Raw genomic sequence first — 25,351 nt, forward strand, 5'->3', positions numbered from 1 at the left:
CCTCTTCACATCACGGCCAGCAGCGTGGCGGCCAGGGTCAGGAAGCTGTACAGCAGGTAAACCGAGATGCGTCCCTGTTGCATCAGGCCGATCAGCCGGGCCAGGTACGACGCCAGATCGATCAGGGGGACATACATCCAGCGCCAAAAATGATCCGCCACTGTGACCCGGTAGTGCGGCTGCTCATCGAATGGCGTCGGCAGGTCGCGGCGCATCAGGAAAAACGGCTCAAAGATCTGGCGGATCGGCTGCCCGAACCCCTCGGCAGTGTCCTGCATGCGCGCGGTGCCCCAGGGAAAGCCGCAAGCCCAGGGCGGGCTGCGGCGAAGCCGACCGTGGTACAAGCGGCGCACCAGCAGGTAGGCGAGCGCAACGCTGGCCAGGATGCCTGACAGGAAAATAACCGGCCCGTAGCTGGCCTGGGCCAGGCCATTCGGCGCCAGCAGCCAGTTGCTGGCCGCGGTCCGGGCGCCGAGTCCGCTCGCCACCAGTTGCTGCGTCACCGGATCGATCAGCTGGACGAATTGCGTCGGCAGCAGGCCAAGCGCGATGCAGCCCAGCGCCAGCCACAGCATGCCCGCGCGCTCCCAACGGCCGGCGTCGTGCGCGTTGGCCAGACTGGGCTCACGGGGCTGGCCGAGGAAGACCACGCCGAAGAACTTGACCATGGTGTAACCGGCCAGTGCCGCCACCAGCGCAATCAGCGCGGCGACCACCGGGATCAGCATGGTCAGTATCGGTTCCGGCAGACCAGGCGTGAACAGGAAGCTCTGCAGCAGCAGCCACTCCGAGACGAAACCGCCAAGCGGCGGCAGCCCGGCGCTGGCCAGCACGCCCAGCAGTGTCAGCCAGCCCACCCATGGCATGTAGCGAATCAGTCCGCCTAGCTTGCCCAGGCTTCTCTCGGTGGTGGCATGCAGCACGCTACCGGTTCCCAGAAAAAGCAGGCTTTTGAAGAATGCATGGCTGGCGACATGGTAGAGCGCGGCCGTCAGGGCGAGGGCGGCCATCGGCTTCATGCCGTAGGCCGAGAACAGCAGTGTCAGCCCCATGGCAACGAAGAGCAGGCCCATGTTCTCGATCGACGAATAAGCCAGCAGCCGCTTCATGTCGGTCTGAACAGCTGCGAAGACCACGCCGAACAGCGCGGTGGCCAATCCAATCGCCAGCAGCAATCCGCCCCACCACCACAGGCGCATCGGCAGCAGGTCGAAAGATACGCGCAACAGGCCGTAGATGGCAGTGTTGAGCATGACGCCGCTCATCATTGCCGATACCGGTGACGGCGCGGCCGGATGCGCCTCCGGCAGCCAGATGTGCAGAGGCAGGATGCCGGCCTTGGCGCCGAATCCGAACAACGCGAGCAGGAAACCGGCGGAGGCCCAGAACGGTGTCAGCGCCTGGGCGCGCATGTTGGCAAACGTATAGTCGCCGGTATTGGCCTGCAGCACGCCAAAGCACAGCAGAATCGCAATCGCCCCGATGCGCGCCATCGTGATGTAGAGATAGCCGGCGGCGCGCACTTCGGCGATGCGGTGGTTGGCGGTCACCAGGAAGAATGAAGCCAGGGCCATGGTTTCCCACATCACCATGAACGAGTAGGCGTCGTCGGCCAGGATCACCCCGGCCATGCTGGCAAGAAACAGGTGGTATTCAAGACAAAGCAGGCCTGGCGGCGTACCTTCGCCCGTGCGGAAGTAGCCAGCCGCAAACGTGGAGATGCCAGCCGCCGCTCCCCCCATTACCATCAGGAAGTAGGCGGACAGGCTGTCGAGCCGGACGTGGAACGGCAGCGATGGCAGGCCAATGGGCAGCACGGCTGCCTCGGGCGTGCCGGACACAGCGTGCAGCGCCAGGCTGAACAGCGCAAGCCCTAGCAGTCCCCCGATGGGGAACAGCACGTGGGATACCAGGGCAAACCGATGCAGCGCCAGGACCCCTGCCACGCCGATAAGCAGCCAGGCCCCAACCACAACAAGCATCCAGTCGAGATGGAGCCATTGCGTGAGAGGGGGCACGGTGCTCATGGATCAGGCTCCACGACGGGTCGTACGGCGCTTGGCAGGAGGTGCCGCGTCGCGCCGCGACGACGCGCCGACCGGTGGCCTCTCTTTGCCCTTGGCTTCCGCCTTGTCCGTGGCTACGCCGCTGGGCACGTACTGGACGCCATGCTGGGCCAGGTAGTCGCGGATAAGCCGCCGTATCACCTGCGAGGCAGTCAGATCCTGTTGTGCGCAGAGGCGCTCGAAGGCGGCCTTCTTGTTGGGATCGATGAGCAACGTAAGCCGAGCGGTCTTTTGCTCCATGGGATCCTCAAGATGGCAATACGATGATTACATGAATCACATCATAGATGATGGCCATGCGAATCAAAAGGCCTGGACGCTGCCATACCTTTACTCGCTGCAACCAGGGCAAATACACTGGACGGCGTCGCACATTCGTCGCTGGCGTTTCCTGCTGTCAGCCTAGTGCATGCGGCGCTGCAGCATCCCGCTGTTGCCGGTGCGCAATTCTCCCAATGGCGGTCAGCGCCATCGAGTTTCTCGTTCCGCGTCCCGCTGTCGCCACCGGCCCTTGGTTGAAGGGGCGCTGCGGTGCTAGGCTGAAGGCGAAATCCTGCCGCCCACGCGGAGACACCAATGGTCGAAGCTTCCGAACTGAAGTCGGGCATGGTCATCATGCTTGAAGGTGAACTTCATAGCGTTACCAGCGCCGGGTACCACGCCGGCGGCGGCCAACAGGGGAGCGCAGTTTTCGCCAAGTTCAAGAGCCTTAAGACTGGCCACATCAAGGAGTTGCGGTTACACCCGGGCAACAAGCTCGAAGAGGTCGCGCTTGATCACCAGGAGATGGAATATCTGTACACCGATGGTGACGCCTTTTTCTTCATGAATCCCGACACCTTCGAGCAGATCAGTTTTCCTGCGGAAACCATGGGCGCATACCAGAAGTTTCTTCGTCCCAATATGCGAATCCCGGTGCAGCTTTATGAGGGCGAGCCAGTCACCATCGCATTCCCCCCTGCGGTCGAGGTAACCATCATGTCCACGCCGCCGGGCCTGCACGAGCATGAATCCTCTACCTTCAAGGCTGCCACGCTGGAGAACGGCATGGAAGTTCTCGTTCCTCAGTTCGTCAAGGAAGGGGACACGGTGCGAATCGAGGTCGCTTCAGGAAAATATTTGGAGCGGATAAGGCGAGGGACGCGAAAGGCGTGACTCCGGTGCCGCGCCACTCCCTGCATGCGCAGCGCCGCGTACAGTTCCGGCGGGACGGGGGCGGCAGCGTCGGCAGTACCGCATTCGGCACCTGATAGCCATCAGCGACAAAAGGCTTGGCGCGTAAGCGCGGCGATACTTCCGTCGCATTGGTTCTACGGTCCTCTTGCCTCCTTCCGGACGGCTTCGTCGTAGCGTGTTCTTTGTCATGCCGGGTTGTCAGCCCAGTCCTATATTTGACACAGTGCCAATCGTGCTGCGCGACGCACCGCGATGATTTCGCTAACAGGAGGGCAAGATGAACGACATCCAATCTGATTTCTCTATGCGCAAGGACGCATTGGCCCGCGACGTCGATACGCTGATGGCCGACGTTCAGGCACTTCTTCATGATGTCAAAGCCGAAACCGGCGTAGGGACCAGCCTTGAGCGCCATGCACTCAGGGCCCGGCAGCGCGCGCTGCAGGAGCGCATCGTCACGCTGCGCGAAGAAAGCCGCGCCAAAGTCTCCGAGTGGGCGACAACGACCGATCGCTACGTTCATGAGCATCCGTGGCAAAGCATGGGTACTGTGGCCGCCATCGCGGCTACCACAGGCGCTATCGTCGCGCTGGCTGCCAGCCACCGTTAGGTATTCGTGACTGAGGGACCGGCACGGCAGTGACCCGTGCTGGTCCCGCAAGGGGCACGTGTTTTTTGCCATGCCGGCAAATGGCTACAGCCCCTTGCGGGAGCCTCGATCTAAGTGGCGACACATCTGAGCGGCAATACAACAACTGTGCCCGCCAGGTGCGATTGCCCAGACGCGCTACGCTGGACGGTCTGCTTACGTGCGACCCGCAGGATGTTTACCCAGGAGGCCAGTCATGGACGGGCTGACAAAGGAAGAGTTGGCGAAGTTGGTGGCCCAAATGGACGCTGAGGAGTTGCGCATTCGTGCCGTCGCCGGAACCGCGGATTCGCCTGTTGTGGCGCCAACACAACGTGAACACCTTGATGATGGTGAAGTGGCGGACGAAAAGACTGTGCAGCGCCAGGGCGACGCGATGCTGAAACACTATCGCATGCAACTGGCCGACATTGAAGCAGCCCGGTCACGGATGAGGAGCGGCCAGTATGGCGTCTGTATTGACTGCCAGCAGGCGATCCGTTTCGCCCGCCTGCAAGCGTACCCGACCGCCACGCGCTGCACGGCATGCCAGAATCTCCACGAACACCGCCATTCCCGCCAGGCGCAGGAGACGCGCCGACCGGCTTCCGCAGATCTTTCGTCGCCGGACTGACTTACTCGTTCCTGAGATCAATGCCGAAGCCGCCCGCCAGTTCACAATCGATGATCCCGGCGGCGTAGGCGAAAAGCCAGTCCTCTGCCTCCTCCAGCGTTGCGGGCGGGTGGGGCCAGTCCGGCGTAAAGCGGATGCCCATGTCCTCATTGCGCGTGGAGATCTGGACTCGCCCGCCTGGCTTGCCTGGCTCAATCACCTCCGGCACGAAGAGCGCAACGTGGAATCCCTTGTAAGACCGCTTTTTTTCCAGCATTTCAGCCTCCGGCAATTTACGATGTCCGTAGCTCAGCCCGAGCGCCGGACTGTCTTGAATTCAAGATATAGCGAGGCGCGGCTAATGCCTAGTAATGCCGCGGAACCCCGGCGATCACATCGGAGCGTGCGGTTGAATTTGACCTAGACTGAAAAAGTGCCTTCGCGCGCTTCGAGGCTGGGCAATGGAGCTTCATTGGCAGCCAACTGATGCGGGCGAATGACAATGGCACAGGCAACACACAATCATCTGCTGCCTGAACTCATGTGGATTGGTGTTCACGAAGGGGGCATCATGTTGCAAGCCAGTGAAATGCAGCAACGTTTTAGTCATCTGCAGCAAACCATCAGCGAGACATCCCGGACTTGTCATGCCGATACGGGGATTCCACAAGACTTGATGAACTGGGTGGATGAGCTCGACAAGGAGTGCAAATCGGCATCGAAGGTTGTGTCTTCCAAGGATGAGGATCGGATCCGGCAGTGGGTCGATGATCTCGAACGGATCGGTGATCGTGCAGACCGCGCTTGCCAGCAGGCCGGCAGTCTCGATGCAAAGGTCAAGGATGCAGTCAGTTCGATGCATTCGGAACTTGCTGACCTGAAGCGCCAACTGCACTAACTTATCTGACAGCCCCGGTCCAACCAGCCGGGGCTGATTGCATGCGCCGCGGTCAAGGCGCGCACGATCTCAGGCCGCAGGCAAGGCCAGGTTGCACCTGCACCCCGCCTGCATAGGCGGCCTCCCTCAGCCCTGCAGGGCACCCAAAATCACCTCCTGCACACGCGCTTTCCAGGCGGATCAGCGCGCTGGAGAAGGCCATTGGCCTGCGGCTGCTGCATCGCACGATGCGCAAGGTCGAGCTGACCGAGGCCGGGCAGCTCTACTACGAGCGCTGCAAGCGCATCTGGACGAAGCACGGATCGCCCACGAGCAACTGGGGGAGATGCTGCCGCCTGGCAATGCTGGGCCTGGGCGTGGTCTTGCTGGCCGAGGAGGTGGCGGCAGAGGACGTGGCGGCCGGCCGCCTGCGCCGGATATTGCCTGGCAGGCAGACCAGGCCGACGCCGGTCTATGCCCTGACCGAAACACGCTTGCTGCCGGCAAAGACACAGCGCTTTATCGAGTTCCTGAAGGAGCGTCTGGGCACCAAAGCGTGAGCACACAGTGATTGCGCGCCGAACGCGCAATCACCTCCAGCGACGGTAGCCCTCACTTGCGCCGCATTTGCATGACCGTAGGCTTGCCATCAACGTTGTCGAACGTCACGGATACCGCCTCGCCCTCCTTGAAATCCTTCAGCGATGCGCGATCCTTGACGGGGAACGCCATGGTCATCGGTCCCATGCCGAGGTTGGCGATCGGTCCGTGCCTGAGCGTGACCTTGCCGGCCTGCGCATCGATCTTCTTGATCTCGGCTGCCACGGGTTGCGGCGCCTGCTGCGCGGGTGCGGACGGCTTCATGTCCATGCCGTCCATCGATCCCGCTGCGAATGCGGCCGGCGTGGTGGCGAAAGCCAGCGCAAGGGCGAGCGTCTTGATGGAATTCATTGTGGTTCCTTCTGAAGTGAGGGGTGTACGGAAACTGGTTGAGGTCTGGTCTGGCGCCGGCGCATCAGCAAATACACCGCCGGCACCACGAAGAGCGAAAGCAATGGCGCGGTGAGCATGCCGCCCACCATCGGCGCGGCAATGCGCTGCATGACCTCGGAGCCGGTGCCATGCGACCACATGATCGGCACCAGGCCGGCAAGGATGACGGCGACGGTCATTGCCTTGGGGCGCACGCGCAGCACCGCGCCTTCCTGGATGGCCTCAAGCAGCGCGGACAGGCTGGCATCGCCCTGGTTCGCGCGCGCGGTCCATGCCTGCTTCAGGTAGAGCAGCATGATCACGCCGAATTCCGCCGCCACGCCCGCCAGCGCGATGAAGCCGACCACGCCGGCAACCGACAGGTTGTAGCCCAGCAGGTAGAGCAGCCAGAAGCCGCCGATCAGCGCCAGCGGCAGCGTGCCCATGATGAGCAGGGCTTCATCGAGACGGCCGAACACCAGGTACAGCAGCACGAAGATGATCAGCAGCGTGAACGGCACTACCACCTTCAGCTTTGCGGCGGCCCGCTCCAGGTATTCGAACTGCCCCGACCAGCTCAGCGAATAGCCAGCCGGCATCGGCACCGCTTTCGCAACGGCGGCCTGCATATCCCGGACGGCCGAGCGCAGGTCACGCCCGCGGATGTCGACATACACCCAGCCCGACAGTCGCGCGTTTTCGCTGCGCAGCATCGGCGCTCCCTGCACCACCTGGATGCGCGCCACGTCGGACAGCACGATCTGCTGGCCCTTGTCCGTGACGATGGGCAGGCTGCGCAGTTGCTCCACCGAGTCGCGGTAGTCGCGCGGGTAGCGTACGTTGATAGGGAAGCGCGCCAGCCCGTCGACGACCTCGCCCACATTGTCGCCGCCGATGGCCGACGATATCACGCTCTGCACATCCGCGATGTTCAGCCCGTAGCGGCCCGCCGCCACGCGATCGATGTCGATATCGACATAGCGCCCGCCGCTCAGCCGCTCGGCCAGTGCCGACGTCACCCCCGGCACTGTCCTGACGGCTTCCTCGATGCGCGTTGCCAGGCGATCGATCTCCTTCAGGTCCGCGCCCGCCACCTTGATGCCGACCGGGCTCTTGATGCCGGTGGCAAGCATGTCGATGCGGTTGCGGATCGGCGGCACCCAGATGTTGGACAGGCCCGGCACCTTGACCACGCGATCGAGCTCTTCCACCAGCTTGTCGGTGGTCATGCCGGCACGCCACTGGTCGCGCGGCTTGAACTGGATGGTGGTCTCGAACATCTCGAGGGGAGCCGGATCGGTCGCGGTATCGGCGCGGCCGGCCTTGCCGAACACGGTCGCCACCTCGGGCACGGTCCTGATCAGGCGGTCGGTCTGTTGCAGCAGCTGCGCTGCCTTGCCGGCGGAAAGGCCTGGCAATGCCGACGGCATATAGAGCAGGTCGCCCTCGTCGAGCGGCGGCATGAATTCGGCGCCGGTACGCAGCATCGGCCACGCCGTCGCGGCCAGCAGCACCGCGGCGACCGCAAGGGTGGTCTTCGGGTAGGCCAGCACCCGTGCCAGCACCGGCCGATAGGCGCGGATCAGCCATCGGTTCAAGGGGTTGGACTGCTCCGAAGGAATCCTGCCACGGATCATGTAGCCCATCAGCACCGGCACCAGCGTCACCGACAGGCCCGCCGCCGCGGCCATGGAATAGGTCTTGGTAAAGGCCAGCGGCGAGAACAGCCGGCCCTCCTGCGCCTCCAGCGTAAAGACCGGGATAAACGACAGCGTGATGATCAGCAGCGAGAAGAACAGCGCGGGCCCGACCTCGGTGGCGGCCCGGCCGATCACGCCCCAGCGCTCGTTCCCTGCCAGCGCCCGGCCGGGGTTCTCGGCATGCCAGTGTTCCAGCTGCTTGTGCGCGTTCTCGATCATCACGACCGCGGCATCGACCATGGCGCCAATGGCAATGGCAATGCCGCCCAGCGACATGATGTTGGCATTGATGCCCTGGTAGCGCATCACCAAAAAGGCGGCCAGCACGCCCAGCGGCAGCGACACGATCGCCACCAGCGCGGAACGCAGGTGGAACAGGAACAGCAGGCACACCAGCGCGACCACGGCGAACTCTTCGGCCAGCTTGTGTGTCAGGTTTTCCACCGCGCGCTTGATCAGCGCGGAGCGGTCGTAGGTGGTGACGATCTGCACACCGGCAGGCAGGCTCTTCTGCAGCGTGGCTAGCTTCGCCTTGACCGCCTCGATGGTTTCCAGCGCGTTCTTGCCTGAGCGCATCACGATCACGCCGCCGGCAACCTCGCCCTGGCCGTCAAGTTCGGCGATGCCGCGCCGCATCTCCGGGCCGAGCTGGACGATGGCGACATCGCCCAGCCGCACCGGAATGCCGGCATCGCTGGTCACCAGCGGAATCTGCCGGAAATCGTCGAGCGTCTTCAGGTAGCCGCTGGCGCGCACCATATACTCTGCCTCGCCCATTTCCAGCACCGACCCGCCGGCCTCCTGGTTGGCGCCCCTGAGCGCCGCCAGCACCTTGCCCTGCGACAGGTTGTAGGCGCGCATCCGGTCCGGCAGCAGCACCACCTGGTACTGCTTCACCATGCCGCCCAGCGAAGCGACCTCGGCCACATTGGGCAGCGATTTCAGTTCGAAGCGCAGGAACCAGTCCTGCAGTGCGCGCAACTGGCCGAGGTCATGCTGGCCGGTCTTGTCCACCAGCGCGTACTCGTAGATCCAGCCGACGCCGGTGGCATCCGGCCCCAGCGCCGGCCTGGCCGCGGCGGGCAGGCGGGACTGCACCTGGTTCAGGTATTCCAGCACGCGCGAGCGCGCCCAGTACAGGTCGGTGCCATCCTCGAACAGCACATAGACGAACGAATCGCCAAAGAAAGAGTAACCCCGGACCGTCCTGGCGCCGGGCACCGACAGCATGGTGGTGGTCAGCGGATACGTAACCTGGTTCTCGACGATCTGCGGCGCCTGGCCCGGGAAGGGCGTGCGGATGATCACTTGCACATCGGACAGGTCGGGGAGGGCGTCGAGCGGCGTGCTTCGCACCGCCCACAGGCCCCATGCGGTCAGCATCACCGTGGCCAGCAGGACCAGGATGCGGTGGCGGATCGAGGCCAGGATCAGGCGCGCGATCATGGCCGGGCTCCCTGGGCGGTGCCGGCGGGCTCGACCGACGACAGCATGGCCGCGCCGTCGCGGTCCAGGTGGAAGCGGAAGCGGATGCGGTCGCCAGGCTTCAGTCCCTTGGGCAGGCCTGTCGGCGGCGCGGCGAAATCCATGGTCATCGCACCCCACTGTGCCGACGGGATGGGGCCATGCGAGATGGTCAGGCTCTCGCTGCCGTTCACGGCTTCGATGCGGCCTGTGCCTTCATGCTCGGCCGATGATGCGGCAGGTGCGGAGGCCGCAGGCGGGGCGGACATGCGTTGCGCGCTGCCGCGCAGGCTGGCTTCCGAGTCGATCAGGAACTGGCCGGACGTGACCACTTTCTGTCCCGGCGCCAGTCCGTCCAGCACCTCGACCATGCCATCGGCCTCGCGGCCGGTCTTGATCTCGGTGGCAACGAACCCTGCCTGGCCGGCATCGACCATGACGATACTGCGCTGGCCGGTGCGGATGACCGACTCCGACGGGATCAGCAACGCTTCCTTCTGCGCGCCACTGTCGAAGCCGACCGTGACAAACATGCCCGGCAGCAGGCGCCTGCCGGGGTTGGGCAGGATGATGCGGGCCTTGACGGTGCGGGTCGACGGGTTGACGTCGGGAAGGATGGCGTCGACCTTGCCGGCAAGGGGGCTGGCCGTGCCGCCCTGCAGTACCGTGGCCGCCGCGCCGGGCCGGATGGTGCCGGCCTGGCCCTCTGGTACCTCGGCAATCACCCACACCTGGCTCAGGTCAGCCAGGCGGAACAGCGTCATGCCCGGCGACACGGTCATGCCCTCGCGCACCGCCACCTCGGTCACGAGGCCATCGACCGGGCTGGCGATGGCAACACCGGGCTGCGGCTTGCCGGATCTTTCGACCGCACTGACCTGGCCCGGCGTCATGCCTGCCTGCAGCATGCGATTCCTGGCAGCACTGCGCAGGTCGTCCAGATGCTCGCTCGCTGCCATGCGTGACACGGCCAGGTATTCCTCTTGCGCCGCGACCCAGTCGGGCGAGTACAGGGTGACCAGCGCCTGTCCGCGCCGGACCGGGTCAAGGGTGGCCCGGACCGCGACGTGCTGCACAAAGGCGTTGGTGCGCGCCTGGATGACCTGCACGCTGCGTTCGTCGATGGCGACATTGCCGGGCACCTGTAGCATCGCGGCCAGCCGTCCAGGCTTTGCCTCGGTGGTGCGAATGCCGAGGTTTTGCGCGACATGGCTGTCGACGGTGACACCGCTGCCGCTGCCATCGCCGTCCGCGTAGACCGGCACCAGTTGCATCTCCATGAAGGGAGATTTGCCCGGCTTGTCGAAGCGCTGGCCCGGCACCATGGGATCGTGCCAGTACAGGATCTTCCTGCCGGTCTTCGGGTCGATGTCGCCGGCCTTGAGCACGGTGGATTGCGCGCCAGCCGTGCTCGACGGTTGCGCAGTCTGTGTGCCGCGCGTGAACCCGAAGTGGTAAGCGCCGTAGAGGGCGATGCCGGCGACGACCAGCCCGGCTGCTGCTGCAATGATGTGCTTCTTCATTTTGCCTCCCTCACTGCGGCTTCGGCCTGGGCGGTAGGCAATGGCACCAGGTAGTTCAGGTCCGCCCACAGCTTCGCGGTCTTTGCCTCAAGCAGCAGGCGATCCATGGCGGTGTCGATGGCGCGATGGTTGGCTTCGGCGACCGCCGCCAAGGTGCCCGTGCTGGCGCGGTAGGCCGTCAGTGCCGCATCCGCCTGTGCCCGCGCGAGCGGCAAGGTCTTGTCGTCGTAGCGCCGCAGCCGGTCAAGGTTGCGCTGCAGCTCGGCCAGCCTGGCGCCGACCATGGCCTGGGTATTGCGCCGGACCATTTCCAGCCTGGCCCGCGCGTCATTGGCCTGCGCCAGCCGCGCACTGATTTCGCGGTCCTGGCGGTTGCCCCGGTCCCACGGCAATGGGAAGCTGACATTGAGCGAGCCCATGTTCGAGTAGGCCGAGCCGCGCTGGCTGTACATCAGCTCGACCGTCACGTCCGGCTTGCGGGCTTCCGTTGCCACCTGGATTTCCGATTCGGCCAGCGCCACGTCGCGCTGCGCAGCCGACAGTTCGGGCACGGCCTCGAACTCGCCCCTGGCGAGTTGCCGGGCGCCCGGCGGCACTTCAAGCGGTGGCCGCGCCGACAGCGGGCGCCGCGCAGCGGCGCCGACCCAGCGCTCCAGGTTCAGCGTGGCCGTTGCCAGCGCGGCGCGGTTCTCGTCCTCGCGGTCGTGCAGCTTCTGGATTTCCAGCTCCATCGCCAGTACCTCCGCACGCGAGCCGCGCCCGCCGCGGTAGGCCGCGGTGGCGGCCTGCAGCGCCAGTTCAAGCGGATGGCCGTGATGGCCGAGCAGCACGCCGGCCTGCTCCGCATACCACCGGTCGAGCCAGGCATTGACCGCATTGCGCTGCACGCCTGCCAGCCCCACTGTGCGCTGCGCGTCGGCAGCGGCGGCTTCGGCTTCGAAGCGCGCGGCCCTGGCGCGGCGCTTGTCCGCGCGCGTGAATTCCTGCATCACCGAGATCGAGCGCATGGTCATGGAATCCCGGCTCAGCGAGAACGCGTCCGAGCCGTTGACCGGCACGTTGTTGACGCCGAGCTTGAGCACGGGATCCGGCAGGCGGCCGGCGGCGACGGCCATTTGCCAGGCGGCCTCCACGGCGCCGCGCGACGATTCGGCGTCGCCGGCATGGGCGCTCGCGATCGCGACGGCTTCCTCAAGGGAGAGGGAAGGGGCGGATTGCCCGGGCGCGCCTTGCGGCGCAGCCAGGCCGATTGCGGGCGCGCTGAGCAGCGCCACGGTCAGGTGACGTAGAAAAAGCATAAAGCCTCCAGGGACGACGACTGCTGCCCGCATGGAAGCAGGCAGCACCAGGTGACGTCGAGCCGGAGGCTAAGTCTGGAAACTGCAGTGAAGAACGGTGAGGGGAGGCGGTGCGCGCGCCTCTGCCTCGGCGCGCAGCCCAACGCGAACCTCCGCCAGGACCACGCGCGTTGGCTCAAGCACGCGCATCAGCACCGGCATGAAGGCCGGAAGCTGCGGCGAAGCATGGTCGGCGTTCCTGGAATCGGCCTGGCAATGCGCCAGGCAAAGCCCGCTCTGGTCGATGTCCTGCTGGGTGTCGCTGGCGGCCATATCGGCGCAGGATTCGGTCATCGCCGCCATCGTGCCGCTGTGTTCCGCCTGGTAGCGGCTGCCGGTACAGGCGTACGCCGCCACTGCCAGCTGGGCTGCCAGGAAGACAACGAGGAGGAAGCCGGCGAACCATGGCCGGCGATGCGATTTGCTCACGAGAGCGGTGCCTGTTTTGGCGACAATATATCAGTGTTCGGCGCCACCAGGCAGCATCGCTACTGCGGCAGCTTGCCGCACAGGTGGGCCGTTCGCGAACATAGCGAACGGCCTGATGCTGCACTTTCGCATGTTTTCCTGCAGCGGCAACGATGCCGTCCTGTGACACGTCACGGTGCCGAAATATTCGTCGTGCATCCTCCCGCCAAAACCAACGGGGAGGAAATATGAGGCGTCTTTCAATACTGGCAGCCCCGCTGCTGGCGCTGGCCGTGGCGTCGTGCGGCAGCGATGATGACAACAATGCGCCGGTCACGCAGCCGCCGGCTGCCGGCAGCACCGCGCCGACGAAGAACGTCGTGTTCTTCCTTGGCGACGGCATGGGCATGACGACCATGACCGCGGCGCGGATCTACAAGGTCGGCGAGGATGGGGACCTGACCATGGATACGCTCCCCGAGAGCGGGTTTATCCGGACCTATTCGAACAACGCGCAGGTGACCGACAGCGCGCCGTCGATGGCGGCCTACATGACCGGCGTCAAGATGAACAACGAAGTCATCTCGATGACGCCGGAGACCAATGCCTTCGACGCCAGCGGCAAGGACTACCTGTCCGGCGCGGACAGCACCTGCCCGGCTTCCGGCAACGGCCAGAGCGTGCCGACGCTGCTCGAGCAGATGAAGGCGGCAGGCTACGGCACCGGCGTGGTCACCACCACCCGCATCACGCACGCAACCCCCGCCACGACCTACGCGCACGTGTGCCACCGCGACGCCGAGAACACCATCGCCGCGCAACTGGTGCCGCACGGCGCTGGCTACAACAGCGCGCTTGGCGATGGCGTCGATGTGATCTTCGGCGGCGGCCGCAAGCACTTCCAGAACAAGGCCGCGGGCGGCGCCCGCACCGACGGCCGCGACCTGGTTGGCGAGCTGACCAAGGCCGGCTATACGTACGCGTCCAGCAAGGCCGACTTCGACAAGATCGACGCCGCCAGCGCGAAGAAGGTGGCAGGCCTGTTCACGTCCAGCCATATGGCCTACGACCTGGACCGCGTGCCCGGCGACGAGCCGAGCCTGGCGGAGATGACCGGCAAGGCCATCGACGTGCTTGCCGCGAAGAAGAAGGGTTTCTTCCTGATGGTGGAAGGCGGCCGCATCGACCACGCGTTGCATGAGACCACCGCGCGCAAGGCGCTGCACGACACCGTGGCCTTCGACACCGCGATCAAGACCGCGATCGACAAGCTCAACGTGATCGACCCGGGCCTGAAGAACACGCTGATCGTCGTCACCGCCGACCATGACCACACGCTGGTGCTGAACGGCTACGCCAAGCGCACCGGCCCCACCAGCGACAGCAACCCCGGCGTGCTGGGCCTGCTGAAGAACTACGTGACCGGCGCACTGTCCACGGACTCCGGCGGCAATCCTTTCACCATTATCGGCTTCGGCACCGGCGAGAACCGCCCGGCCACGCGCACCGCGCTGACCGATGCACAGGTCTACGACAAGAGCTATCACCAGGAAGCCGCGATCCCGACGGCGGCGGGTGGCGAGACCCATGGCGGCACCGATGTCTTTATCGGCGCGCTGGGCAACGGTGCCGAATCCTTCACCGGTGTGATGGACAACACCGACGTGTTCGGCCTGATCAAGACGGCCATCGGCCTCTAAGCCACTATCGCTGACGGAATAACGCCATGAAACTCATCATTCGTACCGGCCTGTCCGCACTTGCGGCTGCCTGCGCCTGCATTGCTCTCCCTGCGCAAGCCGCGGGCGAGGCCAAGAATGTCATCTTCTTCCTGGGCGACGGCATGGGCCCGACCACCGTCACCGCTTCGCGCATCTACAAGTATGGCGAGACCGGCAAGCTCAACATGGAGTCGCTCAAGCGCACCGCGCGCGTGAAGACGTATTCGAACGACGCGCAGACCACCGACAGCGCACCGTCGATGGCGGCCTACATGACCGGCGTGAAGATGAACAACGAGGTCATCTCGATGTCGGCCGATACCAAGGCCAGCGACGGCACCGGCAAGGCCTATGTGACCAGCGCCGGCGACAGCACCTGTCCCAGCGGCAACGGCGCGCCGGTCGTGACCGTGCTGGAACTGGCCAAGGCCGCCGGCAAGTCGGTCGGCGCGGTGACCACCACGCGCGTGACCCACGCAACGCCGGCGGCCACTTTCTCGCACGTCTGCCACCGCGACGGCGAGAACAATATCGCCGCGCAGGCAACGCCCGGCAACGCCGGCTACAACACCGCGCTCAAGGATGGCCTGGACGTGCTGCTTGGCGGCGGCCGCCGCCAGTTCCTGCCCGACAGCGTCACGGGTGGCAAGCGCACCGATGGCGTCGACCTGACCACGCAGTTCCCGGGCTACACCTACGTGACCACCGGCACCGCGTTCAAGGCCGTTGACCCGGCATCCACCAGCAAGCTGCTCGGCCTGTTCAACATGGACCACCTCAACTACGAGCTGGACCGCGTCAAGAACAATGTCGACGAGCCCAGCCTGGCCGACATGACCGAGAAGGCCATCCGCATCCTGCAGAAGAACGGCAACGGCTATTTCCTGATGGTGGAGGGCGGCCGGATCGACCATGCGCTGCATGGCACCAACGCCAAGCGCGCGCTGGAAGACACGATCGCGTTTGACGATGCCATCAAGCGTGCGCTGTCGATGGTGGACCTGTCGAACACGATGATCGTGGTCACTGCCGACCACGACCATACGATGACGATCAACGGCTACTCGCATCGCGGCAACCCGATCCTGGGCACGTCGACGGACATCAAGACCAGGCAGCCGGCCACGGCGGCCGACGGCCTGCCTTACACCACGCTGGTGTTCGGCAACGGCGGCGGTCCGCGCAAGACCCCGCGCGACAACCCCGCGCTGGTGGACACCACGGCCGACGGCTACCTGCAGGAAGTTGGCGTCAACCTTGGCTCGCCGGGCTCGGAAACACACGGCGGCGGCGATGTGATGCTGTTCTCGACGGGGCCGGGCAACGCCGCGCTCAAGGGCACCATCGACAACACCAAGGTGTTCAGCGTCGTAAAGTCCGCGCTGGGCCTCTGATGCCGGCCGCGGCCTTGCTGCACGACTGAGTACAGGGTCTTTTGATGCCATGCGCGCGCCGGTTTGCCGGCGTGCGCATTTTCGCTTTCTGAACGGATTTCATGAAAACCAAGCAAGCCACTCCCGTCCTCGCACTGCTGCTGGTCTCGGCAGCCTTCACCGCCGTGGCGGCAGAACCGTCCAAGGCCTCCGGCCCGCTGGCGCTGCGCGTGCAGCATGAGTTGTCGGCGCTCGGGGCCGACGGCGTGCGCCGCGACATCTACTTCACCGAACGTGTCTACCGCGAGGGCGGCACGGTCTGGATCGAGCGCGAGATCCCGCACGGGGCGCACGACGAAGCCGAGCACGCCAAGGCAGACAAGGGCCACAAGCACATGGACATGTCGGCCGCCGCGCGCTGGATCGAGCGGCAGCCGTCCGGCAAGCTGTCGGTGCGGCTGGTCAGCGACGCCATGCGCAAGACCTTCGAAGTCAGCCCGGCCGAATACGGCAACATCGGCTTCGACGGCTCATGGGCGACCGCCTACCACCTGCTGGATCCGGCAGCGCTCAAGACCATGAGCGCGAGCGGTCCTGCGCGCGGCGGTGTGCAGGAGTACCGCGCAAAGCGCGGCGATGAACAGGTGACGGTCCAGTGGGACGTGGCCGGCCAGTATCCGCGCCTGGTCCAGTCGCGCAATGCCAGCGGCACGCAGAAGAAGATCACGCGGGTGACCGCCGCTGCCTTGCCGCAACCCGCTCCGTGGAACCGCACCCGGCCCTATGCAAAAGGTGAGTACACGGATCTGATGGACTAGTCCGCGGCTATCGCAGGCGCGGTTGTCCTCTGGACAACTCGGACGACGGGCAGGGTGCCAGCGGCGCTTCGCCGGATCAGGCATTGCATCAATCCCATATTTCTAGTATTGTAGAAATATGGAAGAATATGATGTTGTCCGCTCCCTTGCAGCCTTGGCCCACGGGCTGCGCCTCCAGGTCTTCCGGATGCTGGTCGTCGCCGGCCCGGGTGGCATGACACCCGGCGCGATGGCCGAGCGGCTGGACGTGCCTGCGGCCACCCTGTCGTTCCACCTGAAGGAACTGGCACACGCCGGCCTGGTGACGCAGGAGCGGGACGGACGCAACCTGATCTACCGCGCCGCTTTCGCGCATATGAGTGCGTTGCTCGGCTACCTGACCGCCAATTGCTGCGAAGGTGTCGAGGACAAAGCGGCGGTTCCCTGCCACTGCTGATGGAGATGTTCCGATGAAGCGCTTTCACGTTCACGTCCATGTCGACGACCTAGGCAAGAGCATTGCCTTCTATTCGAAGCTCTTTGCCGCTGAACCGACGCGAGTCGAGAGCGACTACGCCAAATGGATGCTCGAGGATCCGCGCATCAACTTCGCGATCTCCACGCGCGGCCAGGGGACGGGCGTCGACCATCTCGGTTTCCAGACCGATGACGCCGCCGAGCTTGCTGAACTGAAAGCGCGCGCCGAGGCGGCCGACATGGCGCTGCTGGACCAGGGTGAAACCACCTGCTGCTATGCCCGCAGTGAGAAGCACTGGGTCACCGATCCGCAGGGCATTGCATGGGAGCACTTCCATACGCTGGGCAACGTCCCGGTATTTGGTGAAGGCAAGGCCGAAGCGGCGTCCGCCGAAGGCTCCGCCTGCTGTGCACCGCGTGCCCCGCGCGGCAAGCCGATCGGAATTGCAGTGAACTCCAACTCGTCGTGCTGCTAAGGACTCGCCATGAGCGCCAGCGTCTACAACGTTCTCTTCGTCTGCAACGGCAATTCGGCCCGTTCGATCCTGGCCGAGGGACTGATGAACCATCTTGGCCAAGGCCGCTTCCGCGGCTATTCGGCAGGCAGCCACCCGACTGGCGTGGTGAACCCGTTCGCGCTGGAAGCGCTGGAAAAGCTGGGTCTTCCGACCGGCGGGTTCCGCAGCAAGAGCTGGGACGAATTCGCGCGAGATGGCGCCCCGGCGCTCCACTTCGTGTTCACGGTGTGCGACAAGGCCGCCGGTGAACTCTGCCCGGTCTGGCCGGGCCAGCCGATGACCGCGCATTGGGGCGTGGCGGATCCTGCAGCCGGTGAAGTATCGGACGAGCGCAGGCAAAAGCTGGTCCGCGAAGCGGCGGTAATCCTCACGCGACGCATCGAGTACCTGCTCGCACTCCCCATCGATAAACTGGATGCCGTAGGCCTGCAACAGGCCGTACGGGACATCGGCCAACGCTGACTCTTTACTGTCCATGACTACAAACGTTCTGATCCTGTGCACCCACAACTCTGCCCGCAGCGTGCTGAGCGAAGGGATGCTCAACCATTGGGCCAGCAAGCTCGGCAAGGATGTGCGCGCCTTCAGCGCCGGCAGCGCACCGAGCGGGCGCCTGAACCCGTTCGCACTGGAAGCGCTGACCAGTGCCGGCGTCGACGTGAGCGGCTACCGCAGCAAGAGCTGGGACGAATTCGTCGGCGACAACGCGCCGGAAATGCGGATCGTGATCACGGTCTGCGACAGCGCCGCGGCGGAACAGTGCCCATATTGGCCGGGCAGCCCGGTCAAGGTGCACTGGGGCTATGCCGATCCGTCCAACGCCCTGGGCGGCGACGAGGGCAAGCGCCTGGCATTCGAGCTGACGCGCGAGGCCATTGGCTACCGCATGCTGCAACTGCTGGCGTTGCCGCTGGAAGGCATGAGCAATGCGCAGCTGCAGGACGCGCTCAACGCGATCGCGAAGAACTGAAGGCGCCGGAACTCCAATGAATCAGAACGCAACCACCCACGCCCCCATTTCGACCAAGCCCGCCATCGGCTTCTTTGAACGCTACCTGACCATCTGGGTGGCCCTGTGCATCGTCGTCGGGATTGCGCTGGGGCAGGCGATGCCGGGCGCGTTCCAGGCGATCGGCAGCATGGAGTACGCCCAGGTGAACCTGCCGGTCGGCATCCTCATCTGGATCATGATTATCCCGATGCTGCTGAAGATCGACTTCGGCGCACTGGGCCAGGTGAAATCCCACTGGCGCGGCATCGGTGTGACGCTGTTCATCAACTGGGCGGTCAAGCCGTTCTCGATGGCGCTGCTGGGCTGGCTGTTCGTGCGGCACCTGTTTGCGCCCATGCTGCCCGCCGAGCAGCTCGACAGCTATATCGCCGGGCTGATCCTGCTGGCCGCGGCGCCGTGCACGGCGATGGTGTTCGTGTGGAGCCAGCTGTGCAAGGGCGACCCGTATTTCACGCTGTCGCAGGTGGCGCTGAACGATGCCATCATGGTGGTGGCGTTCGCGCCGGTGGTGGCGCTGCTGCTTGGCCTGTCGTCGATCACGGTGCCGTGGGATACGCTGCTGACGTCGGTGGCGCTGTATATCGTGGTGCCGGTGGCGATTTCGCAGGTGTTGCGCAAGCTGCTGCTGAGCAAGGGCGTGGCGCATTTCCAGCGGGTCGTGGGCAAGCTCGGTCCTTATTCCATCGCCGCGCTGCTGCTGACGCTGGTGCTGCTGTTCGCGTTCCAGGGCCAGGCCATCATCGAGCAACCGCTGGTGATCGCGCTGCTGGCCGTGCCCATCCTGATCCAGGTGTTCCTGAACTCCGGCCTGGCGTATCTGCTGAACCGGAAACTGGGTGTGGCGCATTGCGTGGCGGGCCCGTCCTCGCTGATCGGCGCCAGCAATTTCTTCGAGCTGGCCGTGGCGACGGCCATCAGCCTGTTCGGCTTCAAGTCCGGGGCGGCGCTGGCAACGGTGGTCGGCGTGCTGATTGAAGTGCCGGTCATGCTGCTGGTGGTCAGCATCGTCAATCGGACCCAAGGCTGGTATGAAGCGGGGCGCAAGGCCTGACGCCCGCCCCAAGGCACTCCGATCCCGGCGGCCGTGATGCTCAGGCTGCCATGGCTCAGGCCGCTTCGGTCGAGACGCCGCGGCGTTTGGTGGCCGCCGGCTTGCATGCCACTTCCGGCACGCCGCAGCCCTGCGGATTGCCTTGGCAGCAATGTTCCGTCAGGAAGGCAATGAGCGCGTTCATCGTCTCGAATTGCGCCCGGTAGATCACGAACTTGCCTTCCTGCGTATTCTTGATGAGACCCGCGTGGACCAGTTCTTTCAGATGGAAGGACAGCGTCGCGGGTGCGACACCCAGCGCTTCGCGGATCCGGCCCGCGCTGACGCCGTCCGGGCCGGCCTGGACCAGCAAGCGGAAGATCGCCAATCGGGAATCCTGGGCAAGTGCAGCGAGCGCTGCTACGGCGGTTTCATTCTTCATTGGTCGAACTGTAGAGGTACTGGCGCGGTCCGCGCAAGTCAGGTGCCGTCGAATTCAACTATTCTGATTGGATCCTGCTTCCGGCGCCCGCCGCCGCGGCGGTTCCCGCTTCGGGGTCTTGTGGCGCCAACGATTCCTTCAAGGAGAACCACAATGCGTGTCATGGTGATGGTGAAGGCCACGAGCGAATCAGAAAGCGGCAAGATGCCAAGCACGGAGTTGCTTGCGGCAATGGGCAAGTTCAATGAAGAGCTCGTCAAGGCGGGCGTCATGCTTGCGGGCGAGGGCTTGCACCCTAGCGCAAGGGGAAAGCGGGTGCGCTTTTCGGGCGATCAGCGGACTGTGACGGACGGGCCGTTCCCGCAGACCAGCGAACTCGTTGCCGGATTCTGGTTGTGGCAAGTCGAGTCAATGGATGAGGCTGTCGAATGGGTCAGGCGCTGCCCCAATCCCATGGAAAGCGAGTCCGAAATCGAAATTCGCCCGCTGTTCGAGGTCGAGGACTTCGGTGCTGAACTCACGCCAGAACTGCGGGAGCAGGAAGAGCGGCTGCGCGCTGAAGTTGAAGGGCTCGCGAACAAGGCGCGCTGACGGGAGCCCAAACGCACAGGGCGAGGCGGTTGCCTCGCCGCCCAACGCTGGTTCTTTCGGCGTTGTCCATCTCCACGGCATGGAGCACCGTAGACCTGGGTGTCCTCTTGCGGGGCGCGCCGAGTGCAAAAGGTGTGCGCGTCCAGCGACCGTAGTCATCTCTTCGGCGGCTGACCTCGCCCCTGAAGGCGACGTCTCATTGGCGGCCAACTGATCCTGGACCGAGGCGCGTTGGCCTTTGAGCACAGTCCCGTGCTTCCTTGGCCTTGACCTTCCAACGATGGGAACCTCTAAGCTGGGGTCATCAGGCGTGACATGGACGTCCCACCGCGAATGGCCGTCGTCTTCGCATCATGAGCGTGTCATGAAGGTAAAAGGCACGCCGGATGACGCAGTGGATGCCCGGCCCGACAACTGAAGGAAGCAGCCAGGATGAACAGGACAAGCAACGAACGCGATGCAACCGAGCCTGGCCGCCACAGCGCCGGTGCACATGGCTCGACTCAGGACCAGTCCGGTCCTGTTCATCACGAGCATGCGCATCACCATGTTCATGAACCGGCTGGCACTGGAGCCGGGGCGGCGCAGCCCGCTGCCGAGGGAACGATTTATACCTGTCCCATGCACCCGGAGATCCGCCAGGATCATCCCGGCAACTGCCCCAAGTGCGGCATGGCGTTGGAACCGTTGTTGCCGGAACTGGATGAAGGCGAGAACCCCGAGCTGGTGGATTTCCGTCACCGCTTCTGGTGGACGCTACCGCTCACCGGTGTGGTGTTCGTCATGGCCATGTTCGGGCATCGCCTTGGCTGGATGGAGGTGTCGACCCAGAGCTGGGTCGAGCTTGCGCTGGCGACGCCTGTGGTGCTGTGGGCAGGCTGGCCGTTCTTTGTGCGGTGTTTCCACTCGATCGTCAACCGTAGTCCGAACATGTGGACGCTGATCGGAATCGGCACCGGTGCGGCCTATGTCTACAGCGTCATTGCGACCGTCATACCTGGCGCATTTCCGCAGGTGTTCGCCGAGCATGGCCGTATCGGTGCCTACTTCGAGGCAGCGGCGGTGATCATTTCCCTCACGCTGCTGGGTCAGTTGCTTGAACTCAAGGCCCGCTCCCAGACTTCCGCCGCCATCAAGTCGCTGCTGGGACTGGCGCCCAAGACGGCGCGGCGTATCGGTCCCGACGGCGCCGAAGAGGACGTGCCGCTCGCCCATGTCCACGTGGGCGACCTGCTGCGCGTGCGGCCCGGCGAGAAGGTGCCGGTCGATGGCGTGGTAACGGAAGGCACCAGCGCGGTCGACGAATCGATGATCACTGGCGAGCCCATTCCGACCACCAAGCGCGTCGGCGACCGCGTCATCGGCGCCACGATGAACACTTCGGGCAGCCTTGTCATCCAATCCGAAAAGGTCGGCTCCCAGACCGTGCTGTCCCAGATTGTCCAGATGGTGGCGCAAGCGCAGCGATCGAAGGCACCGATGCAGCGGATGGCCGACCAGGTTGCCGGCGTCTTCGTCGTCGGTGTCATCGGCATTGCGGTGCTGACCTTTGTCGCGTGGGGACTCTTCGGCCCCGAGCCGAGCTGGGTGTTCGGACTGATCAATGCCGTCGCGGTGCTGATCATCGCATGTCCGTGCGCGCTGGGTCTCGCCACGCCGATGTCCATCATGGTTGCAAGCGGGAAGGGCGCTTCCAGCGGCGTGCTGTTCCGCGACGCCGCTGCAATCGAGAACCTGCGCAAGGTCGATACCCTGATTGTCGACAAGACCGGGACGCTTACCGAGGGTCGGCCGGCTTTTGAGCGTGCGATCGGCATCAATGGCTATGCCGAGGAGGACATGCTGCGGTTAGCTGCCAGCCTGGATCAGGGCAGCGAGCATCCCCTGGCTGCCGCGATTGTTGCAGCAGCCCGTGAGCGCGGCCTGCAGTTGGAAAAGCCGGAGGGCTTCGAGTCGAGCTCCGGGATTGGGGTAAGAGGCAAGTTGGGAGGCAGCAAGGTCGCGATCGGGAATACTGCGCTCATGGAAGCCGAAGGCGTTCCCATCGATCCGCTCGTGGCGCAGGCCGATGAGCTGCGGGCGCAAGGCGCCAGCGTGATGTATCTTGCCGTCGATGGCAAGCTTGCTGGCCTGCTCGCCGTTTCGGATCCGGTCAAGGCCACCACGCCGGAGGCGCTGGCGCATCTCAGGGGAGAAGGTATCCGTGTCGTGATGGCGACCGGCGACGGGATTGCGACGGCGAAGGCGGTGGCCGGGAAACTTGGCGTTGACGAGTTCCACGGCGAGGTGAAGCCGGCGGACAAGCTTGAACTTGTCAGTTCGCTGCAACAGGCAGGCGCGGTGGTGGCGATGGCGGGCGACGGCATTAACGATGCGCCGGCGCTGGCGAAGGCCGACGTCGGTATTGCCATGGGCACGGGCACTGATGTCGCGATGAACAGCGCTCAGGTCACGCTGGTCAAGGGGGATTTGCGCGGGATTGCCCGTGCCCGGAAACTCTCGCAAGCGACCATTCGAAACATGAAGCAGAACCTCGGCTTTGCGTTCGTTTATAACGCATTGGGCGTTCCGCTGGCGGCGGGCGCTCTGTATCCAATGACAGGCCTGTTGTTGTCGCCCATGATTGCGGCGCTGGCGATGAGCCTGAGTTCTGCCTCGGTCATTACCAATGCGTTGCGGCTCAGGAAGGCTGCGACGTGAGGAATACCGGCAGCTCGGGGCTGCCCTGTGTGGCCGCTCAGGGCCCATTTCCATTTTCCCCTTGCTGTATTCAGAGATCCGTTCCAAGCGTCTGGGGTGAAGTGCGCCCTACACATGTCATGCACTGCAACATTTCTGCGTAAGCACATGTAAATTTAGAGATGTACGACGCACTTTTATTGTCATGTTTTAAAGACTTTTTGGGTATATACCTAGGGATCAAATTAGAGGAAACCCTCTAGGATTCGCACTCGGATGCTGCGCTGCAGGATTGGTGGCGCTGTCAATCCGGAAGCCAAACCGAAGCGGATTCACGTTGCAAACTGTTGCGCGAATCCGTTCGATCAATCCACAGGAGATTTTGCATGTCCCCTTTTATGCCCGAGCAATTTGCTGCAGTGCAAAAGTCCAGTCTGAACCAACTGTTCGCGCTGACGAACATGGCTTTTGACGGCTTCCAGAAGTTGACCGAGTTGAACCTGCAGGCAGTCAGGACGACGCTTGCCGAAGGCCAGGGCAATATCGAAGCGGTGCTGGCCGGAAAGGACCTGCGTGAAGTGTTCGCCGTGCAGGGCAATCTGGCACAGCCTGCCGCGGAGAAGGCGGTTGCATATGCACGCCATGTGTACGAAATCGCATCGAACACGCAGGTGGAACTGACCAAGGCAGTCGAGGGCCAGTACGAACAGCACAACCGCAATGTGCAAGCCTTCGTTGACAACTTCGTGAAGAACGCGCCAGCCGGGTCTGAAGCGATCACCGCGCTGCTGCAATCGAGCGTTGCAGCCGCCAGCAGCACCTTTCAATCCTTCCAGGACGCCGCGAAGCAGACGGCTGAAGTCGCCAAGGCCAACTTTGCCAAGACCGCCGCAGCGGCCTCCGGCGCGGCCCAGCAGGCGGCGCCCCGCGCTTCCAAGCAATAACGGCGTGCGGCTGGCCAAGCAGGCCAGGCCAGCGCGCTGAACATAGATCGCAGGCTTGCAGGCCACAGCACTGCGACGCCAATCTTCCCGCATCGGTATACAAGCTGGGCCCGGAGTCATCCGGCCCGGCTCGCCCTCGCTTTGTCCGCGCCAGGGCAGCGGGAATGTGCTCGGGACAATCAGGCAAGAGCCCGTCCCGGCAAGGCAGGGGTCTTTCAACTTTACGAGAATGAAGCAGGCAGGATGATGAAGAAAATTGCACTGGTAACAGGTGGTATGGGTGGGCTGGGAGAAGCCATCAGCATCAAGCTGCACGACGCAGGCTATGCGGTGGTGGTGACGCACTCGCCGGGCAATGCGGCCGCCCAGGACTGGCTTGCCGCGATGGCCGCCGGCGGCCGCGAGATGCGTGCCTACGAGGTGGATGTATCCGACTACGATGCCTGCCAGGCTTGCGCGGCGCAGATCCTGGCTGACGTAGGCCGCGTGGATATCCTGGTGAACAACGCCGGCATTACCCGCGACATGGCCTTCAAGAAGATGGACAAGCCGAACTGGGACGCCGTGATGCGGACCAATCTCGACTCGGTGTTCAATCTCACCAAGCCGCTTTGCGAAGGCATGGTCGAACGCGGCTGGGGACGCATCATCAACATCTCATCGGTCAACGCATCCAAGGGCGCCTTCGGCCAGACCAACTATGCCGCCGCCAAGGCCGGGATGCACGGCTTCACCAAGTCGCTGGCGCTGGAAGTGGCAAGGAAGGGCGTGACCGTCAACACCGTCTCTCCGGGCTACCTTGCCACCAAGATGGTCAACGCCGTGCCCAAGGAAATCATGGAGACCAAGATCCTGCCGCAGATTCCGGTCGGCCGCGTCGGCAAGCCGGAAGAAGTCGCAGCGCTGATTGCCTACCTGTGCTCGGAGGAAGCGGCCTACGTGACCGGGTCCAATATCGCCATCAATGGCGGGCAGCACATGCAGTAAGGGTGCTGGGCCAGGC

The 25,351-nt window shown here is 64.3% G+C and carries 26 protein-coding genes and 1 pseudogene; 18 read left to right on the forward strand and 9 right to left on the reverse strand.

The features are described 5' to 3' along the window. Window positions 1-5: 5 nt before the first annotated feature. Together hyfB and AC1Q6V_RS27280 are read right to left on the reverse strand one after the other, a co-directional pair. Window positions 6-2,027 carry a hydrogenase 4 subunit B gene (hyfB, locus tag AC1Q6V_RS27275; protein WP_454749810.1) on the reverse strand — a complete coding sequence of 674 codons (2,022 nt, stop codon included), beginning with the start codon at window positions 2,025-2,027 and terminating at the stop codon, window positions 6-8. A gap of 3 nt (window positions 2,028-2,030) precedes the next feature. Next, window positions 2,031-2,306: a ribbon-helix-helix protein, CopG family gene (locus tag AC1Q6V_RS27280; RefSeq protein WP_439670677.1), complete on the reverse strand. Its 276-nt coding sequence runs from the start codon at window positions 2,304-2,306 to the stop codon at window positions 2,031-2,033. Between the two features lie 336 nt (window positions 2,307-2,642). Here AC1Q6V_RS27280 and AC1Q6V_RS27285 point away from each other — a divergent pair, with 336 nt between their 5' ends. From AC1Q6V_RS27285 to AC1Q6V_RS27295, 3 genes are all read left to right on the forward strand, one after another. Further along, window positions 2,643-3,221, forward strand: coding sequence for an elongation factor P (locus AC1Q6V_RS27285; RefSeq protein ID WP_010810548.1), 579 nt, complete (start codon window positions 2,643-2,645; stop codon window positions 3,219-3,221). A 298-nt stretch (window positions 3,222-3,519) separates the two neighbouring features. Beyond that, a complete protein-coding gene (locus AC1Q6V_RS27290) occupies window positions 3,520-3,852 on the forward strand; it encodes a glycine zipper domain-containing protein (RefSeq protein ID WP_454749809.1) in 333 nt (110 codons plus the stop codon). A 235-nt stretch (window positions 3,853-4,087) separates the two neighbouring features. Further along, window positions 4,088-4,504: a TraR/DksA family transcriptional regulator gene (locus AC1Q6V_RS27295; RefSeq protein ID WP_454749808.1), complete on the forward strand. Its 417-nt coding sequence runs from the start codon at window positions 4,088-4,090 to the stop codon at window positions 4,502-4,504. A gap of 1 nt (window position 4,505) precedes the next feature. On the opposite strand, the gene AC1Q6V_RS27300 is transcribed toward AC1Q6V_RS27295, so the two are convergent. Then, a complete protein-coding gene (locus AC1Q6V_RS27300; protein ID WP_058697953.1) occupies window positions 4,506-4,760 on the reverse strand; it encodes a hypothetical protein in 255 nt (84 codons plus the stop codon). 294 nt (window positions 4,761-5,054) lie between these two features. Between AC1Q6V_RS27300 and AC1Q6V_RS27305 the strand changes: the two genes are divergently transcribed. The 3 genes and pseudogenes from AC1Q6V_RS27305 to AC1Q6V_RS27315 all read left to right on the forward strand — a co-directional run bounded on the left by AC1Q6V_RS27305 (window position 5,055) and on the right by AC1Q6V_RS27315 (window position 5,920). Beyond that, window positions 5,055-5,381 (forward strand): hypothetical protein, encoded by a 327-nt coding sequence (locus tag AC1Q6V_RS27305; protein ID WP_010810552.1) that lies wholly within the window; start codon window positions 5,055-5,057, stop codon window positions 5,379-5,381. Window positions 5,382-5,557: 176 nt separating this feature from the next. After that, window positions 5,558-5,629, forward strand: a pseudogene (locus AC1Q6V_RS27310) (hypothetical protein); the annotation flags it as partial. Continuing rightward, window positions 5,609-5,920 carry a LysR substrate-binding domain-containing protein gene (locus AC1Q6V_RS27315; RefSeq protein ID WP_454749807.1) on the forward strand — a complete coding sequence of 104 codons (312 nt, stop codon included), beginning with the start codon at window positions 5,609-5,611 and terminating at the stop codon, window positions 5,918-5,920. The pseudogene AC1Q6V_RS27310 and the gene AC1Q6V_RS27315, both read left to right, overlap by 21 nt. Window positions 5,921-5,972: 52 nt before the next feature. Here the strand turns inward: AC1Q6V_RS27315 and AC1Q6V_RS27320 are convergent, their stop codons facing one another. The 5 genes from AC1Q6V_RS27320 to AC1Q6V_RS27340 form a co-directional block, all read right to left on the reverse strand. Continuing rightward, complete coding sequence (locus tag AC1Q6V_RS27320; RefSeq protein ID WP_010810554.1) at window positions 5,973-6,311, reverse strand: copper-binding protein; 339 nt, start codon at window positions 6,309-6,311, stop codon at window positions 5,973-5,975. Then, a complete protein-coding gene (locus AC1Q6V_RS27325) occupies window positions 6,308-9,478 on the reverse strand; it encodes an efflux RND transporter permease subunit (protein ID WP_439670675.1) in 3,171 nt (1,056 codons plus the stop codon). Before AC1Q6V_RS27325 ends, AC1Q6V_RS27320 begins: the two co-directional genes overlap by 4 nt. Continuing rightward, a complete protein-coding gene (locus tag AC1Q6V_RS27330) occupies window positions 9,475-11,019 on the reverse strand; it encodes an efflux RND transporter periplasmic adaptor subunit (RefSeq protein ID WP_454749806.1) in 1,545 nt (514 codons plus the stop codon). Before AC1Q6V_RS27330 ends, AC1Q6V_RS27325 begins: the two co-directional genes overlap by 4 nt. Then, on the reverse strand, window positions 11,016-12,317 hold the full coding sequence (locus tag AC1Q6V_RS27335) for a TolC family protein (protein WP_454749805.1): 1,302 nt from the start codon (window positions 12,315-12,317) through the stop codon (window positions 11,016-11,018). Before AC1Q6V_RS27335 ends, AC1Q6V_RS27330 begins: the two co-directional genes overlap by 4 nt. A gap of 69 nt (window positions 12,318-12,386) precedes the next feature. Continuing rightward, window positions 12,387-12,785, reverse strand: a complete 399-nt coding sequence (locus tag AC1Q6V_RS27340; protein WP_010810558.1) for a hypothetical protein — start codon at window positions 12,783-12,785, stop codon at window positions 12,387-12,389. Between the two features lie 227 nt (window positions 12,786-13,012). Between AC1Q6V_RS27340 and AC1Q6V_RS27345 the strand changes: the two genes are divergently transcribed. From AC1Q6V_RS27345 to arsB, 8 genes are all read left to right on the forward strand, one after another. Next, the gene (locus tag AC1Q6V_RS27345) at window positions 13,013-14,464 is read left to right on the forward strand and encodes an alkaline phosphatase (protein WP_454749804.1); all 1,452 of its coding nucleotides are present in this window, start codon (window positions 13,013-13,015) and stop codon (window positions 14,462-14,464) included. A 26-nt stretch (window positions 14,465-14,490) separates the two neighbouring features. Further along, window positions 14,491-15,879: an alkaline phosphatase gene (locus AC1Q6V_RS27350; RefSeq protein ID WP_439667998.1), complete on the forward strand. Its 1,389-nt coding sequence runs from the start codon at window positions 14,491-14,493 to the stop codon at window positions 15,877-15,879. Window positions 15,880-15,980: 101 nt separating this feature from the next. Continuing rightward, window positions 15,981-16,676: a hypothetical protein gene (locus AC1Q6V_RS27355; RefSeq protein WP_010810561.1), complete on the forward strand. Its 696-nt coding sequence runs from the start codon at window positions 15,981-15,983 to the stop codon at window positions 16,674-16,676. 118 nt (window positions 16,677-16,794) lie between these two features. Then, window positions 16,795-17,112 carry an ArsR/SmtB family transcription factor gene (locus AC1Q6V_RS27360; RefSeq protein WP_010810562.1) on the forward strand — a complete coding sequence of 106 codons (318 nt, stop codon included), beginning with the start codon at window positions 16,795-16,797 and terminating at the stop codon, window positions 17,110-17,112. A gap of 13 nt (window positions 17,113-17,125) precedes the next feature. Then, window positions 17,126-17,608, forward strand: coding sequence for an ArsI/CadI family heavy metal resistance metalloenzyme (locus AC1Q6V_RS27365; RefSeq protein ID WP_011615541.1), 483 nt, complete (start codon window positions 17,126-17,128; stop codon window positions 17,606-17,608). A gap of 9 nt (window positions 17,609-17,617) precedes the next feature. Then, window positions 17,618-18,112, forward strand: a complete 495-nt coding sequence (locus AC1Q6V_RS27370) for an arsenate reductase ArsC (RefSeq protein WP_011615540.1) — start codon at window positions 17,618-17,620, stop codon at window positions 18,110-18,112. Window positions 18,113-18,125: 13 nt separating this feature from the next. Beyond that, window positions 18,126-18,620 (forward strand): arsenate reductase ArsC, encoded by a 495-nt coding sequence (locus AC1Q6V_RS27375; RefSeq protein WP_011615539.1) that lies wholly within the window; start codon window positions 18,126-18,128, stop codon window positions 18,618-18,620. 16 nt (window positions 18,621-18,636) lie between these two features. Beyond that, on the forward strand, window positions 18,637-19,713 hold the full coding sequence (arsB, locus tag AC1Q6V_RS27380) for an ACR3 family arsenite efflux transporter (RefSeq protein WP_010810566.1): 1,077 nt from the start codon (window positions 18,637-18,639) through the stop codon (window positions 19,711-19,713). A 55-nt stretch (window positions 19,714-19,768) separates the two neighbouring features. Here arsB and AC1Q6V_RS27385 read toward each other — a convergent pair whose 3' ends face one another. Beyond that, window positions 19,769-20,134 (reverse strand): ArsR/SmtB family transcription factor, encoded by a 366-nt coding sequence (locus AC1Q6V_RS27385; protein ID WP_037024078.1) that lies wholly within the window; start codon window positions 20,132-20,134, stop codon window positions 19,769-19,771. 153 nt (window positions 20,135-20,287) lie between these two features. Here AC1Q6V_RS27385 and AC1Q6V_RS27390 point away from each other — a divergent pair, with 153 nt between their 5' ends. The 4 genes from AC1Q6V_RS27390 (at window position 20,288) to phbB (ending at window position 25,335) form a co-directional block, all read left to right on the forward strand. Then, complete coding sequence (locus tag AC1Q6V_RS27390; RefSeq protein WP_439667996.1) at window positions 20,288-20,725, forward strand: YciI family protein; 438 nt, start codon at window positions 20,288-20,290, stop codon at window positions 20,723-20,725. A gap of 621 nt (window positions 20,726-21,346) precedes the next feature. Continuing rightward, window positions 21,347-23,425 carry a copper-transporting P-type ATPase gene (locus tag AC1Q6V_RS27395; RefSeq protein WP_492316417.1) on the forward strand — a complete coding sequence of 693 codons (2,079 nt, stop codon included), beginning with the start codon at window positions 21,347-21,349 and terminating at the stop codon, window positions 23,423-23,425. Between the two features lie 365 nt (window positions 23,426-23,790). After that, the gene (gene phaP3 / locus AC1Q6V_RS27400) at window positions 23,791-24,348 is read left to right on the forward strand and encodes a TIGR01841 family phasin PhaP3 (RefSeq protein ID WP_011615535.1); all 558 of its coding nucleotides are present in this window, start codon (window positions 23,791-23,793) and stop codon (window positions 24,346-24,348) included. 243 nt (window positions 24,349-24,591) lie between these two features. Beyond that, window positions 24,592-25,335, forward strand: a complete 744-nt coding sequence (gene phbB, locus AC1Q6V_RS27405; protein WP_010810571.1) for an acetoacetyl-CoA reductase — start codon at window positions 24,592-24,594, stop codon at window positions 25,333-25,335. Window positions 25,336-25,351 lie beyond the last annotated feature (16 nt).

This window comes from Cupriavidus sp. GW823-FHT07B10 (assembly GCF_058794355.1).